This window comes from Dactylosporangium sp. CA-139066, from assembly GCF_050936175.1.
GTDB lineage: Bacteria > Actinomycetota > Actinomycetes > Mycobacteriales > Micromonosporaceae > Dactylosporangium.
In genome coordinates this window covers 2,607,087-2,620,303 of record NZ_JBNJNH010000002.1, presented here as the reverse complement: position 1 = coordinate 2,620,303, position 13,217 = coordinate 2,607,087, and the positions used below count along the sequence as shown (strand labels likewise).

General features: G+C 70.5%; 13 protein-coding genes and 1 riboswitch. Of the genes, 4 read left to right on the top strand and 9 right to left on the bottom strand.

Going from position 1 to position 13,217, the window contains the following annotated elements; all coding sequences use genetic code 11:
• Positions 1-2 precede the first annotated feature (2 nt).
• Positions 3-830: a DUF5753 domain-containing protein gene (locus tag ACQEVU_RS56810; protein ID WP_433339536.1), complete on the top strand. Its 828-nt coding sequence runs from the start codon at positions 3-5 to the stop codon at positions 828-830.
• Positions 831-885: 55 nt separating this feature from the next.
• Here the strand turns inward: ACQEVU_RS56810 and ACQEVU_RS56805 are convergent, their stop codons facing one another.
• The 6 genes from ACQEVU_RS56805 to ACQEVU_RS56780 all read right to left on the bottom strand — a co-directional run bounded on the left by ACQEVU_RS56805 (position 886) and on the right by ACQEVU_RS56780 (position 6,858).
• Entirely contained in the window at positions 886-2,184 is a 1,299-nt protein-coding gene (locus tag ACQEVU_RS56805) for an ABC transporter substrate-binding protein (protein ID WP_433339535.1), read from the bottom strand.
• An 11-nt stretch (positions 2,185-2,195) separates the two neighbouring features.
• Complete coding sequence (locus ACQEVU_RS56800) at positions 2,196-3,296, bottom strand: branched-chain amino acid ABC transporter permease (RefSeq protein ID WP_433339534.1); 1,101 nt, start codon at positions 3,294-3,296, stop codon at positions 2,196-2,198.
• Positions 3,293-4,180 (bottom strand): branched-chain amino acid ABC transporter permease, encoded by an 888-nt coding sequence (locus tag ACQEVU_RS56795; RefSeq protein ID WP_433339533.1) that lies wholly within the window; start codon positions 4,178-4,180, stop codon positions 3,293-3,295. The genes ACQEVU_RS56800 and ACQEVU_RS56795 overlap by 4 nt, the downstream gene beginning before the upstream one ends.
• Positions 4,177-5,262, bottom strand: a complete 1,086-nt coding sequence (locus ACQEVU_RS56790) for an AMP-binding protein (protein ID WP_433339532.1) — start codon at positions 5,260-5,262, stop codon at positions 4,177-4,179. Before ACQEVU_RS56790 ends, ACQEVU_RS56795 begins: the two co-directional genes overlap by 4 nt.
• Positions 5,259-6,047 carry an ABC transporter ATP-binding protein gene (locus tag ACQEVU_RS56785; protein WP_433339531.1) on the bottom strand — a complete coding sequence of 263 codons (789 nt, stop codon included), beginning with the start codon at positions 6,045-6,047 and terminating at the stop codon, positions 5,259-5,261. Before ACQEVU_RS56785 ends, ACQEVU_RS56790 begins: the two co-directional genes overlap by 4 nt.
• Positions 6,048-6,123: 76 nt before the next feature.
• Positions 6,124-6,858, bottom strand: coding sequence for an ABC transporter ATP-binding protein (locus tag ACQEVU_RS56780; RefSeq protein ID WP_433339788.1), 735 nt, complete (start codon positions 6,856-6,858; stop codon positions 6,124-6,126).
• A gap of 346 nt (positions 6,859-7,204) precedes the next feature.
• Positions 7,205-7,344, top strand: a riboswitch (cyclic di-AMP (ydaO/yuaA leader).
• 10 nt (positions 7,345-7,354) lie between these two features.
• Between ACQEVU_RS56780 and ACQEVU_RS56775 the strand changes: the two genes are divergently transcribed.
• Genes ACQEVU_RS56775 through ACQEVU_RS56765 form a run of 3 tightly spaced genes read left to right on the top strand, consistent with a single transcriptional unit; the run spans position 7,355 to position 9,642 of the window.
• On the top strand, positions 7,355-8,350 hold the full coding sequence (locus tag ACQEVU_RS56775; protein WP_433339530.1) for an NlpC/P60 family protein: 996 nt from the start codon (positions 7,355-7,357) through the stop codon (positions 8,348-8,350).
• A gap of 44 nt (positions 8,351-8,394) precedes the next feature.
• The gene (locus ACQEVU_RS56770; protein WP_433339529.1) at positions 8,395-9,177 is read left to right on the top strand and encodes a methyltransferase domain-containing protein; all 783 of its coding nucleotides are present in this window, start codon (positions 8,395-8,397) and stop codon (positions 9,175-9,177) included.
• Between the two features lie 54 nt (positions 9,178-9,231).
• The gene (locus ACQEVU_RS56765) at positions 9,232-9,642 is read left to right on the top strand and encodes an Rv0361 family membrane protein (protein WP_433339528.1); all 411 of its coding nucleotides are present in this window, start codon (positions 9,232-9,234) and stop codon (positions 9,640-9,642) included.
• 78 nt (positions 9,643-9,720) lie between these two features.
• On the opposite strand, the gene ACQEVU_RS56760 is transcribed toward ACQEVU_RS56765, so the two are convergent.
• From ACQEVU_RS56760 to ACQEVU_RS56750, 3 genes are all read right to left on the bottom strand, one after another.
• Positions 9,721-10,644 (bottom strand): sigma-70 family RNA polymerase sigma factor, encoded by a 924-nt coding sequence (locus ACQEVU_RS56760; protein ID WP_433339527.1) that lies wholly within the window; start codon positions 10,642-10,644, stop codon positions 9,721-9,723.
• A gap of 344 nt (positions 10,645-10,988) precedes the next feature.
• Positions 10,989-11,981, bottom strand: coding sequence for an NAD-dependent epimerase/dehydratase family protein (locus tag ACQEVU_RS56755; protein WP_433339526.1), 993 nt, complete (start codon positions 11,979-11,981; stop codon positions 10,989-10,991).
• A gap of 90 nt (positions 11,982-12,071) precedes the next feature.
• Entirely contained in the window at positions 12,072-12,992 is a 921-nt protein-coding gene (locus tag ACQEVU_RS56750; protein WP_433339525.1) for a glycoside hydrolase family 16 protein, read from the bottom strand.
• Positions 12,993-13,217 lie beyond the last annotated feature (225 nt).

Genomic DNA, 13,217 nt, shown 5'->3' with positions numbered 1-13,217 from the left:
CCATGAGCGGGCCTATCGTGGGCAAGCGCCGCCTCCGTGCCGAGCTGCGGCGGCTGCGGCGCGAGCGGGAGCTGACCCAGGACCTGGTGGCCGCCGAGATGGAGTGGTCGCTGTCCAAACTCATCCGCATCGAGAACGGCACCGTCGCCATCTCGGTGAGCGACCTGCGCAGCCTGCTGGCCTACTACCGGGTCCACGACCCGCGAACCGTCGACGAGCTGCTCGAGCTGGCGCGCGCCGCGAAGCGGCGGATGTGGTGGGACGAGTACCGCCCGCTGCTGGCCGCGCAGCTGATCACCTACGTCGGGTTCGAGGCCGAGGCGACCCGCATCGGCGAGTTCTCGCCGATCATGTTCCCGACACTGCTGCAGACGCGGCGGTACGCGCACGCCACCACCGACGCCGAGACGCCGGCGGCCGAGCGGCGCGTCGAGTACCACATGCGCCGGCAGGAGGAACTGTTCAACCGCGAGGAGCCGCCGCACGTGCAGGTGTTCCTGGACGAGTCGGTGCTGCGCCGCGCCCCGGTGCCGGGCGACGACGCGCTCCTGGTCGACCAGCTCGAGCACACGATCGAGTTTGCCCAGCGGCCGTACGCCGACGTGCGGGTCGTCCCGCTCAACTCGGGCTACCACCCCGGCTGGGAGGGCGACTTCACGCTGCTCGAGTTCGGCGCCGACGACGGCGTGCTCTACCGGCAGCAGCTGCTGTGGGAGGAGCCGGAGCTCATCGCGCAGTACCGCGGCAACCTCGAGAAGCTCGCGAGCCGCGCCCTGTCGCAGGAAGCCACCCTGGACCTCATGCGACAGGTGGCCGGCGAGCTCAAGTGAGCGGGGTGGGGGCGCGCGCCGCTGCGCGCCCCCGCGCCCATTCACCAGCCGGCACTCACAACTTCTCGTAGCAGGGCTTGTCGAGCTTGTAGTCCTTCGCCGTCGGCCCGACGAAGTAGTCCTTGACCAGCGGGACGTCGGTGGTGCCGTTGCCGGCCGCCGGGTTGTACACCAGCGACTCGCGCAACTGCGCGTCCGGACCGCCGGCGAAGTTGCCGGCCCCGTCCGGCAGCATGCCCTCATAGTCGACCTTGGTGAGCGACTTGGCCGCCTTCATCAGGCCGGCCCGGGTCAGGTCCTTGTTGGCCTCGGCCGCCTTGAGCGCGGCCAGCAGCGGATAGGACCAGACCCAGCCGGAGGTGTACCCGTCGTTGGGCGTGATCGACGAGCCGAGCGCCTCGCGCATGGCCTTGTGACCGGGCGAGTCGGTGCTGAACGTCTTCCACGGCGCCGTCTGCAGGTACAGGGCCTTCAGGGCCGGTGCGGCCGGGCTCTGCAGCAGGCCCGGGTTCCACGACGGGCTGGTGCCGATGAACTTGCCGGTGAAGCCGCGCTGGGCGGCGCCGCCGACGACCGCCGCCGTGTCGGCCGGGCCGGTGGTGATGATGACGAGGTCGGGCTTCTGGGTGACGATGGCGGTGACCGCGCCGGCCTGCTTGTCGGTGCCGGAGTCGGTCTTGACGTCGATGAACTTCAGGCCGAGCTTCTCGGCGGCGATCTTCGTGCCGGCCGCGGCGTCGTCGCCGTAGTCGCCGGCCAGGTGGACCGCCATGACGGTCTTGGGCTTGAAGGTGTCGTTGGCGTAGTCGACGGCGTTCATCGACTCGAAGCAGTAGTTGGCGCCCGACTCGAGGATGTTGTCCTCGAAGGCGTAGCCGGACGTCCAGGCGGCGGGGGCGGCCAGGATGTTGTTGGTCTTCATGTCCGGCAGGATCGCGGCCGTGGTCGGCGAGCCCAGCGACTGCGCGAGCGCCAGGACCTTGCCCTTGATCTCCTGGTACACCTCGTTGTGCGTCTGCGGGTTGTACTTGTTGTCGCGCACGTACGTCTCGGCGTCCACGTCGTAGCCGCCGATGCCGCCCTGCGCGTTGACCCGCCGCCAGAACGCCTTCTGCGCCTCGGTGATCGGCACGGCGAGGGCGTGGAACGGCCCGACGGTCAGGTCGGAGATGATGCCGAGGTAGATGCAGCCCCGGTCCTTGTGGTCGGACTTGGGGCAGGGTTCCTTGGTGATGCCGACGTCGGTCTTCATGCCGGTGGCGGACTGCTGATCGCTGTTGTCTTCGCCGCGGCAGGCCGAGAGCCCGGCCACGACGAGCACCGCGGCCAGGGTGAGGGCGCCCAACCTCTTCATTGAGGAGCTCCTTAGTACGAGAACGGCCAGGCCTTCCAGTAGTTGCGCAGCCGGATCCACACGCCGAACAGCCCGCGCGGCTCGAAGATCAGGAACACGATGATCAACACGCCGTAGAGGACGGTCTCGAGCTGGTAGGCGTTGGGCGACTCCGCCGGGGAGGTGCTGATGAACGGCAGGAACGACGGGACCTCCCGGGTCAGCCGCGGCAGCAGCGTGATCAGGAAGGCGCCGAGAACCGCGCCGCTGACGGTGCCGGCGCCGCCGATGAGGACCATGGCGATGTACTGCACCGACAGCAGCAGGTCGAACGACGTCGGGTCGAAGTAGCCCGCCCCGACGTAGAGCAGCGCACCGGCGCAGCCGGCGTAGAACGACGAGACCCCGAAGGCGACCGTCTTGTACCTGGCCAGGTTCACCCCGATGACGCCGGCCGCGATGTCGCGGTCGCGGATCGCGGTGAGGGCCCGGCCCACTCGCGAGCGCGCCAGGTTGCGCGCCGCGAGAGCCGCGAGGAGCAGCAGGACCAGCATCAGGAGGTACAACTTCTGGTCCCTGGTGAGGAAGGAGTCCGACGTGTTGAGGTCGTAGCCCAGCAGCGACGGCGCCGGGGGCTGGCGCCCGACGCCGGGCCCGCCGGTGAGCGCGGACCACTCGTTGATCACGTGGCCGCCGATGAAGACGAGCCCGAGCGTCACCACCGCCAGGTAGAGCCCGCGCAGCCGGGTGGCCAGGGGCGCGACGAGGACGCCGGCCAGCGCCGCGACGATGCCGGCCGCGGGCAGCCAGACGAGCACCTCGGTGACGCCGAAGCCGATCGTGCGCGCGTGCGGGTCGCCGGCGATCGCCGCGGCCGTGTAGGCGCCGATGGCCAGGAAGAACGCGTGGCCGAGCGACACCTGCCCGGCCAGGCCGGTGACGATGTTGAGCCCGAGCGCGCCGATCGCGGTGACGCAGGCCATCCCGAGCAGCTGCAGGACGTCGTCCTGGATGATCCAGGGCATGGCAAGCGCCAGTAAAAGCCCAAAAACCACGAAAAATCGCTGCGTTGTACTCCCGAACAGCGCGACGTCCTGGGAGTACGACGTGTGCAGCAGCGGACGGTTCCTCATACGCGCGTGACCTCCCGGGTCCCGAACAGGCCATAGGGGCGGACGAGCAGGACCAGCAGCATCACCACGTAGGGCGTGACGACCGAGACGTTGCCGCCGAGGAAGGCCAGGTGCCCCTGGTAGGTGGCGGTCACCTCCTGCACCACGCCGACGACCAGCCCGCCGATGACGGCGCCGGGCAACGAGTCGAGGCCGCCGAGGATGATCACCGGCAGCGCGGTCAGCGCGACCAGCCACAGCGACTCGCTCACGCTGCCGCCCACCGCGGCGAACGTGCCGGCCACCGCGGCCAGGGCCCCGGCCAGGGCCCACGACATCGCGAAGACCGCGCCGACGCTGACGCCCTGGGCCAGCGCGGCCTCCTGGTCGTAGGCGGCGGCGCGCATCGCGAGGCCGGTGCGGGTGTACCGGAAGAAGGCGAACAGCGCGGCGATGAGCACCGCGGTGGTCAGCGCCATCGCGACGTGCCGCTGCTCGACGACGATCCCGCCGGGCAGCGTGAACACCTTGAGCCCCCACGGGTCGCCGACGTGGCGCACGTCGAGGCCGATGAAGGCGTTGTCGACGACCCGCACCGCGATGTCGATGCCGAGCGTGATGATGGCGACCGTGAACACCGGCCGGCCGACCATCGGGCGCACCGCGAGCCGCTCGACGCCAAGGGCCAGCCCGCCGGTGAGCGCGGCCGCGGCGACGAGCGCCGGGAAGAAGCCGATCGGGCCGACCAGGTAGGTCACGATGACGGCGCCGGCCAGCATGAACGACGGCTGGGCGAAGGAGATCACCCGGGTCGCCTTGTAGATGATGACGAAGCCGAGGCCCAGCAGCGCGTAGACGCTGCCGGTGCCGAGGCCGCGCAGCACGCTCTCGAGCAGATCCTTCACGCGGCGCTCCGGTGCATCTCGTCGATGGCGGTGTCCTCGGTCGTGCCGGGCACCTGGTGCACCGGCACCCCGATGCCCGTGAAGAAGCGCAGCACCTCGGGCGCGACCGGCGCCGTGGGGCAGGCCGCGTAGCGCACCCGGCGCAGGCCGATGCGCTCCCGCAGCGCGCGGTAGCACAGCAGCCAGCCGGCCGCGTAGCGCAGCCGGCCGGCGGCGGTGTGCCGCCCGCCGCCGGCCGCGAGCGTGGCGCCGATGCCGTCGGCGACCCGCAGCCACAGCCGCGCGTTGGCCCGCTTGAGCCGCGAGGCGCCGGCCACCCGCGCGGTGACGCCGGCGAGCATCTCTTCCCACATCCGCGGGTCGCCGAGGATGATCGTCGGCTGTACCTCCCGCAGCTCCGGCGGCACGGTCGCGATCGCCTCGCCGAAGTGCACGACCACTCCGGCGGCGGCGTTGAGCCCGGTGGTGAAGGCGCGCTCGGTGGCGTGACTCAATGGCCGGCTGGACAGCAGCAGGTCGCGCGGGCCGGGCGGCGGATCGGCGAGCACGCCCTCGCCGAGCAGCGCGGCGAGGTCCTCGGGCGCGGCGTCCAGCTCCGGCTCCGGGCCCGGCCCGCCCTGCAGCAGGTCGTCCCAGGAGGTCAGGACCTGGTGGCGGTACCGGTGCCGGATGCCCCTCGGGTCGAGGTACACGATGCGCCGCAGGTCCGGGCAGTCGTCCAGCACCGCGAGGGCCTTGTCGACCTGCTCCTGGTCCTCGGCGATGAGCACCTTCGCGCCGCAGCCGGCCAGCCGGTGGCCGATGGCGCCGGCCGGGTCGGCCGGGTGGAGCCCGACGGCCGCGGCCCGCAGCGCGACCGTGGCGACGTCGGCGAAGAGCCACTCGGGCCGGCTCTCGGACAGGATCGCGACCCGGTCGCCGGGGCCGACGCCCAGGCCGCGCAGGGCGTTCGCGGCGGCGCGGGCGGTGTCCCAGTACTGCCGCCAGGTGATCTCCCGCCAGATGCCGCGGTGCTTCTGGCGCATCGCGACCGCGTCCGGGGCGTTGCGCGCCCGGTCGCGCACGAGCGTGGCGACGCTCATCGCGCCTCCCCCAGGTTTGGCCGGGCCTCGCCGAGATATGCACGGATGACGTCGGGGTTCTGCTGGACCTCCGCGGGGGCGCCGCACGCGACCGGCACGCCGAAGTCGAGCACCAGCACCCGGTCGGCCAGGTCCATGACCAGGCCCATGTCGTGCTCGACGAGGATCATCGGGATGCTCAGCTCGTCGCGGATGTCGAGGATGTAGCGGGCCATGTCCTCGGTCTCCTCCAGGTTCATCCCGGCGACCGGCTCGTCGAGCAGGAGCAGCCTCGGCTCCATCGCCAGGGCCCGGCCGAGCTCGACCCGCTTCTGCACGCCGTAGGGCAGCAGCCCGACCGGCAGCCGGCGCCACTGGGCGAGCTCGAGGAAGTCGACGATCTCCTCGACGCGGGCCCGGTTGGCCAGCTCCTCGCGCCGGGCCCGGCCGGCCCACGCGATGGCCGCGAGGGTGCCGTAGCGGATGTGGTGGTGCCGCCCGAGCATGAGGTTCTCCACGACCGTGAGCTGCCGGAACAGCTCCACGTTCTGGAAGGTGCGGGCGACGCCGAGGCGGGCCACCCGGTCGGGCCGCGCGCCGGTGATGTCGACGTCGCCGAGCAGCACGCGGCCGTGCTGCGGGCGGTACACCCCGGAGATCACGTTGAAGATGGACGTCTTGCCGGCGCCGTTGGGGCCGATGATGGCGAACAGCTCATCGGCCCCGACCTCGAAGTCGACCCCGTCGATCGCCCTCACCCCGGCGAAGCTCAACCGGACGTCGCGGAACTGCAGCACGTCGCTCACGCCGTCGCCTCCGCTTCGCTCCGGCGCCGCCGCGAGCACAGAGCTGTGCAGGCCCCTCCGCTCCGCTCCGGACCGCTCATGCCATCCACCGCTTCCGGCGCTTGTAGTGCTTCACGTCGCGGAAGGAGTGCGCCGCGTGCGAGCCCAGGTAGAACTCGCGGATGTCGTCGTCGGCGAGCAGTTCGGCGGCCGGCTTGTCCAGCACGACCTTGCCGTTCTCCAGCACGTAGCCGTGCTCGGCCACCGACAGCGCCATGGTCGCGTTCTGCTCGACGAGCAGCACGGCCGTGCCGGCCCGGTTGATCTCGGCGATGAGGTCGCGGACCTGCTCGACCATGCGCGGGGCGAGGCCCAGGCTGGGCTCGTCCAGCAGCAGGTACTTCGGGTCGGACATCAGCGCCCGCCCCATCGCGAGCATCTGCTGCTCGCCGCCGGAGAGGTAGCCGGCGACCGCGCCGCGGCGCTGCTTGAGCACGGGGAACAGCCCGTACATACGCTCCATGGCCTCGGCCGCGCCCCGGCGGCGTGTGTGCGCGCCGAGGCGCAGGTTCTCCTCCACGGTGAGCTCGGCGAACGTGCGCCGGCCCTCCATGACCTGGCTGATGCCGCGGCGGACGATCGCGGCCGGGCGCAGGCGGTGGATCGGGCGGTCGTCGAGGGTCACGGCGCCGCGGGCGACGGCCCCGTCGTGCACGTCGAGCAGGCCGGAGACGGCCCGGAGCAGGGTGGTCTTGCCGGCGCCGTTCGCGCCGAGCAGGGCGACGATCTTGCCGTCGGGGACCGCGACGCTCACGCCCCGCAGCACCAGCATCACATCGTCGTAGACGACCTCGAGGTTCTGGACCCGTAGCACTGTCGGACCCCCGAACTATTTGCATCCTCGGTGTATGAAGTTACACGTATTTAACCCGCTCTCTGGAAAGAAGCAAGCCTCAAATATGTAACCGCGACATGATCGCAAGCGTCGATGTCACGGTCCGATGACGACAGCCAACCGGCAGTAATTCGGACTTTTCCCCGCGTTATATGTCGAGCAGGACAGGCGTCTTTCGCCCGGCGGATGATCACGTTAAGTTAGGCTCTGGCCTGCTCGGAAGTCCGTCATCCACCCCGGATGGCGCCGGGCAAGCGCCGCCGAATCGAACTCCTCGCGCCGCCCGATCCCCTCGTCGCGGCGCGCATCGAACCGGGGACCCAGCGTTGTTTCGTGGGGTGAATCCGCAGAGCTGCGGTAGGGCGCCTTCCTCTTCCCGCCCGAACCCGTCAGCTAACCCGGTAGGCGGTAACCAGGTGAAGAAGGGTCAGCCTTGTCCACTGGACACCGCGCCAGGCGCTCGGTGCTGCGAACCCTGCTGATCGGGTTCGTGTCACTGACCGTGCTGGCGCCGGCCACGGTCGCACACGCCGATCCCTCGCTCTCCGAGATCGAGGCCCAGCTCGAGAAGTCCAGTCAGGCGCTCGAGGCGACCGTCGAATCGTGGAACCACGTGAACGACGAGCTCACGGCGACCCAGGCCAAGGTCGCCGAGCTGCAGAGCAAGCTCAAGCCCCTCGAGGACGGGGTGGCGACGACCGGCGCCAACGTCGAGCAGTTCGCGATCGCGCAGTTCAAGACGGCCGGCAACATGCGCGGCCTGTCGATGATGCTCAACGCCTCGTCGTCGGGCGACCTGGTCGACCAGCTGTCGATGCTCCAGCAGATCACGCACAGCCAGAACGCCGAGATCGCCGGCTACAAGGCCGCCAGGAGCAAGTACGACGACGAGAAGAAGTCGCTCGACGAGGCCCTGGCCGCCGTGACCTCCCAGAAGACGCAGCTCGAGGCGCAGCGTCAGAAGATCGAGGGCGACATCAAGAAGCTGCAGGACCTCAAGAACCGGGCGACCGCCGCCGGCTCGACGAAGGTCAACGGCTCCGGCGTCACCAACGCCAAGGCGCCCGTCATCGACGACGCGACCCGGCAGAAGGTGGTCAGCTTCGCCTACGCCCAGCTGGGTAAGAAGTACGTCTGGGGTGCGGCCGGCCCGAACTCCTACGACTGCTCCGGCCTCACGATGACGGCCTGGAAACAGGTGGGCGTGAACCTTCCGCACAACGCCGCCGACCAGTACCGGACGATGGTCCACATCAGCGCCTCCCAGCTGATGCCCGGCGACCTGATCTTCTTCTACTCGCCCATCTCACACGTCGGGATGTACACCAAGCCCGGCAAGATGGTCGACGCGCCGACCACCGGCAAATTCGTGGAAGAAGTGTCGTACGCCGGCCGCCAGATCACCGGTTACGCCCGGCCCAAGTATTAGCCCCCACAGCGATCTCCTGACGCCATGCCCCGCAGAATGGGGGCATGGCGTCTTGGGATCCAGGGCAGTACAACCGGTTCGCCGAGGAGCGGGCGCGGCCGTTCCGGGAGCTCGTCGGGCGCATCCCGACCGGTGACGCGGTCGCCGTGGTCGACCTCGGGTGCGGGCCCGGGACGATGACCGCCACGCTCGCCGAGCGGTGGCCCGACGCGGCGATCCTCGGCATCGACTCCTCGCCCGACATGATCGCGGCCGCCGAGCCGCTGCAGACGCCGCAACTGCGCTTCCAGCTCGGCGACGCCGGTGCGTGGCGGCCGCCGCGGGCATCGGTCGACGTGATCGTCGCGAACGCCTCGCTGCAGTGGGTCGACGACCACGAGACGCTGCTGCCGGCCTGGGCCGCCGGGCTCGACGACGGCGGCACGCTGGCCTTCCAGGTGCCGGTCGCGGCGTACGATCCCGGGTTCGGGCGCGTCGCCGCCCGGCCGCAGTGGGCGCCGCTGCTCGGTGGCGCGCTCACCGCCACCGGGCCGCGCTCGGCGACGCCGGTGCTCGACGCCGAGGAGTACGTGCGGCTGCTCAGCGCCGCCGGGCTCACCGTCGACGCCTGGCAGACGACGTACTACCACGTGCTCCCGGGCGACGACCCGGTCTTCGAGTGGTTCAAGGGCACCGGCCTGCGGCCCTACCTCGACGCGCTCGAGCCCGAGGACGCCGAGGCGTTCGCCGCGGAGGTCCGGGCCGAGCTGCGCATCCTGTACCCGCGCGAGCCGTTCGGCACGATCCTGCCCTTCCCGCGCCTCTTCGTGGTCGCGCATCGGGCTTGATCGGCGTCGGCTGGTTTACATCACGGGTCGCCCCCGGTCTCTAGCGTGGCCAGGGTGAGTAAAACTGCCAAGGTCATTATCTTCAGCCTGATCGGCGCCTTCGTGCTGTGCTGCGGCGGCGGCGGGGCCGGGCTGTTCTTCTTTGTCGACTCGAAAACCAAGGCGGCCAAGACCGCGACCGGCGACTTCCTCGCCGCGCTCGAGGCCGGCGACAACCAGGCCGCCTACGAGCTGCTGTGCGCCCCGACGCAGGTGCTGTACGGCCCGGAGGCCTTCGACGCGTACGTCAAGAAGAACCCGCCGACCTCGCACGACATGGGCTGGGGCGGCTCCTACAGCAACGACAACGGTCACGAGACCGCGACGATCACCGCCACCGTCACCTTCAAGTCGGGCTCGGAGTCGCACGAGTTCGAGCTGATGAAGCAGGAGGGCACCTGGAAGGTCTGCGGCAACCCGTACTGAAAACCGTCCGTCAGGAACACAGCGAAAAGCCCCGGGTCCCTCGCCCCGGGGCTCTTCGCTCTGCTGCGTTGTTGCCGGCTACGCCGCCTGCAGGCCTTCCGCGCGGGCCAGCTCGCGCAGCCGGCCGAGCGCCTGGATCTCCAGCTGGCGGATCCGCTCGCGGGACAGCGAGAACCGCGTCGCCACCTCGGTCAGCGAGTGCTCGCGGCCGTCCTCGAGGCCGTAGCGGGCCCGCATGATGCCGGCCGAACGGTCGTCGAGGTGGTTGAGCAGGCCCTCGATCCGCTGCCGCTCCAGTGCGGCCAGGACGACGTCCTCCGGCGACGGGGCGTCGGAGTCGGCGACCAGGTCACCCAGGTTGGTGTCGCCGTCGTCACCCACGGGGGTGTCGAGCGACACGGTGTCCTGCGACCAGCGCATGAGCTCGTGCACCCGCTCGACCGGCACGCCGAGCGCGGTGGCCAGCTGCTCCGGCTCCGGCTCGTTGCCCAGCTCGCGGGTGAGTTGACGCGCGACGTTGCGCATCCGGTTGACGTCCTCGACGAGGTGCACCGGGAGCCGGACCGTGCGCTCCTGCTGCGCGATCGCCCGGCTGATCGCCTGGCGGATCCACCACGTCGCATATGTCGAGAACTTGTATCCGCGCACGTAGTCGAACTTTTCGACGGCGCGCACCAGGCCGGTGTTGCCCTCCTGGATGAGGTCGAGCATCGGCATGCCGGACCGCACGTAACGGCGCGCGATCGACACGACGAGGCGCAGGTTGGCCCGGATGAACCGGTCCTTCGCCCGCTCGCCCTCGGCCACCAGGCGGTGCAGCTCGGCGGCGGTCACGCCGTCCGGGATCTCCTCCGAGTCGAGCAGGTGCTCCGCGTAGAGCCCGGCCTCGACCGCCTTGGACAGCTCGACCTCAGAAGCGGCGTCGAGCAGCGGCGTGCGGGAGATCTCATGCAAGTACACGCCGACCAGGTCGCGCTCCTCGGCACCTGTGTCGGTTCGCATCTCCACTTTCACGTTCTCCACTTCGGGCCCCTCCCCGCTCCATCCTTCGCCTTCCCCGTTTCACCCTGCTAAAACGGGTGCCCCCCGGGTATGCCCCCTACACAACAGTCAAAGCGCCTTCCGAATTCCGCCCGCAGGGGCGATTCGGTGACGACCCCTGAGAGTTGCACCACTTACCTAGACGCTCTGGAGGCTGCTCCGGTTCGCTTCGGTTGCAACAAGTGATACGTGGTGTTCCTGCCCGTCAGACGCCTGAATTCGCTGTGAGTTCCCTGGGAACGCCGCCGTGGGACCCTCTTACGTCGGCAGCTGTCGGCGGTATGACAGCTTTTTGGCTGAACGAACTACCCCGCGTGCCATTCCCGCAACAGCTCGATCTCCTCGTCGATACCCAGTCCGTGTTTCGCATCGATGTGTGTTGCGTCACGAAATGCCGCGAAGGTGTCCCGGACCGTGTCGGCGAGGGGGCGTATGCGCAGGCCGGCCTCGATCGAAGGGGTGACGTCGCGGCTCATGAACCCGGCGTACTGCGGCAGGGGCAGCCAGAACGGCAGCGACCGCGGGGCGGCCCACGGCGCGACCTCGTGTGCGGTGAGGAACTCCTGGTCGACCCAGGTGAGGGACTGGGTGACGCCGACGCCCGCGCCGAGGCCGTCGTGGAACTCCTGGCGGGTCATCGGCGCCCCGATGCCGTCGAACGGGCCGGCCAGCCCGTCCGCGGCCGCCCGGATGATCCAGTCGGCGAGGTCGCGCACGTCGACGAGCTGCACCGCCTCCCCCGGGCCGCCCGGGGCGAGCACCTCACCGCCGCGGGCCGAGCGGCGCACCCAGTAGTCGAAGCGGCCGGTCGGGTCCTCGGGGCCGACGATCATGCCGGCGCGCAGCAGGAACGTCCGGCCGGCGCCGAAGCCCTCGGCGGCGAGCCGCTCGCAGGCGACCTTGGCGCGGCCGTACGACTCGGCATCGGCCCGGGGGTCGTCGTCGTAGCCGGGCGGCAGCAGCGGGGCGCCGGCGGCGCGCTGGCCGGGGGTGGCGACGTCGGCGTACGCCGATCCGCTGGACACGAGCGTGTAGTGCCCGGCCCGGCCGGCCAGCGCGGCGACGGCGTGCCGGACGTGGTGCGGGTGCCGGGCGACGTCGACGACCGCGTCGAAGGCGCCGTCGAGGGCCGCCAGGCCGCCCGGATCGTCGCGGTCGACGCGGATGAACCGGGCGCCGTCCACCGGCTCGCCGGACTCGCCGCGGGCGGCGCAGACGACGTCATGGCCGGCGGCGAGGGCCTGCCGGGCGACGGCACGGCCGAGGAACACGGTGCCACCAAGAACGAGGATCTTCATCGACCGAGCATTGCCGTACCGAAGCGGAAACATCGGCGCCGTTCGCGCCCGGCGGATCCGCTGTGAACGAACAGCCGCTTTCGACGAAGATCACGCCCGATGCGAGGACGGCGGGCGGTGCGGGCGCGTTTTGTGGATCACGAAGGCGAACAGCGCCAGGGCCGAGGCGATTACGGCGATCGCGGCCAGCCACAGCGACCAATGGCGCGAAACCGGCGGTTCGGCGCCCGGCGCGGCTTCCACTGTGGATGGTCCGGCGGGAGCCGCCGACGCGTTCGGCTCGAACGCCCAGATCCTCAGGTAGTCGATCTGGAACTCGGCCGGCAGGGTCGTCGAGGAGCCCGGCGTGCCGGCCCGGTCGCCGGTCGTGACGGCGAAGCCGAACCAGCGCGGCTCGGTGGACACGGCCGGGTCGAGCCAGCGGCGCTTCGAGTCGACGTAGACGCAGAAGCCCGACGGCGCCCACTCGATCACGTAGGTGTGCCAGTCGCTGAACGGGCCGGGCAGGACCTTCGTGGTGGTCGCGCTGCCGTCGCCGTTGCTGACCACGGCCTGCTCGGCGCCCGGCTTCGCCATGATCTCCAGCTGCGAGCCGTGCCGGGCGGCGATCCCGGCGTCGGCCACGGAGACCGGACGCAGCAGCGCCACCGACTCGATCCCGGCGCCGACCGGCACCCGGGCCCGGAACTCGTAGCGGCCGTACTGCTGGGCCGCGCCCGCGCAGCGCAGCTCGCCAGTGACGAACGGCCTGCCGCCGTAGGTGCGCCGGTGCAGCGCCAGGCGCAGGTGCCCGTCGGAGACCGTGACCGCCTCGGGCCGGAAATAGCTGGCCTGGGCGCCCTCGGGCGCGCCGTCGTAGGCCGAGCAGCCCGGCGGCAGCGCGCCGGGATCGTCGAAGGAGTTGGAGAACACCGGCCGCCAGCCGACGGTATCGCCCGCATTCACCCGATCGGGAAAGGTCAACACGGTCGACGCGACGACGACCAGCACGGCCGTGACTCGCCTGAACATGGTGACCGCCTCCGCACACGCGGTGTACCTTCCCGGGCAACGTACCCGATACCTACGGGTAGCGCATCGTCGCAGAGCGTTCATATCCGTTCGTGCGGCGGATTCCGATACCTGGATGAGCAACCCTCTCCTTTACCCGCAGGACACCAATCCGACGACCAGTCGTGCTCGCGCCCGATCGACGTCTTCGGAAGGATGCAGGTCGACGCATGTGTGTCCAACCAC

Excerpts from the sequence above, each read along its gene's own strand:
- ACQEVU_RS56810 (WP_433339536.1), top strand. The coding sequence starts at position 3 with ATGAGCGGGCCTATCGTGGGCAAGCGCCGCCTCCGTGCCGAGCTGCGG.
- ACQEVU_RS56805 (WP_433339535.1), bottom strand. The coding sequence starts at position 2,184 with ATGAAGAGGTTGGGCGCCCTCACCCTGGCCGCGGTGCTCGTCGTGGCC.
- ACQEVU_RS56800 (WP_433339534.1), bottom strand. The coding sequence starts at position 3,296 with ATGAGGAACCGTCCGCTGCTGCACACGTCGTACTCCCAGGACGTCGCG.
- ACQEVU_RS56790 (WP_433339532.1), bottom strand. The coding sequence starts at position 5,262 with ATGAGCGTCGCCACGCTCGTGCGCGACCGGGCGCGCAACGCCCCGGAC.
- ACQEVU_RS56780 (WP_433339788.1), bottom strand. The coding sequence starts at position 6,858 with ATGCTGGTGCTGCGGGGCGTGAGCGTCGCGGTCCCCGACGGCAAGATC.
- ACQEVU_RS56770 (WP_433339529.1), top strand. The coding sequence starts at position 8,395 with ATGGCGTCTTGGGATCCAGGGCAGTACAACCGGTTCGCCGAGGAGCGG.
- ACQEVU_RS56760 (WP_433339527.1), bottom strand. The coding sequence starts at position 10,644 with ATGCGAACCGACACAGGTGCCGAGGAGCGCGACCTGGTCGGCGTGTAC.
- ACQEVU_RS56755 (WP_433339526.1), bottom strand. The coding sequence starts at position 11,981 with ATGAAGATCCTCGTTCTTGGTGGCACCGTGTTCCTCGGCCGTGCCGTC.
- ACQEVU_RS56750 (WP_433339525.1), bottom strand. The coding sequence starts at position 12,992 with ATGTTCAGGCGAGTCACGGCCGTGCTGGTCGTCGTCGCGTCGACCGTG.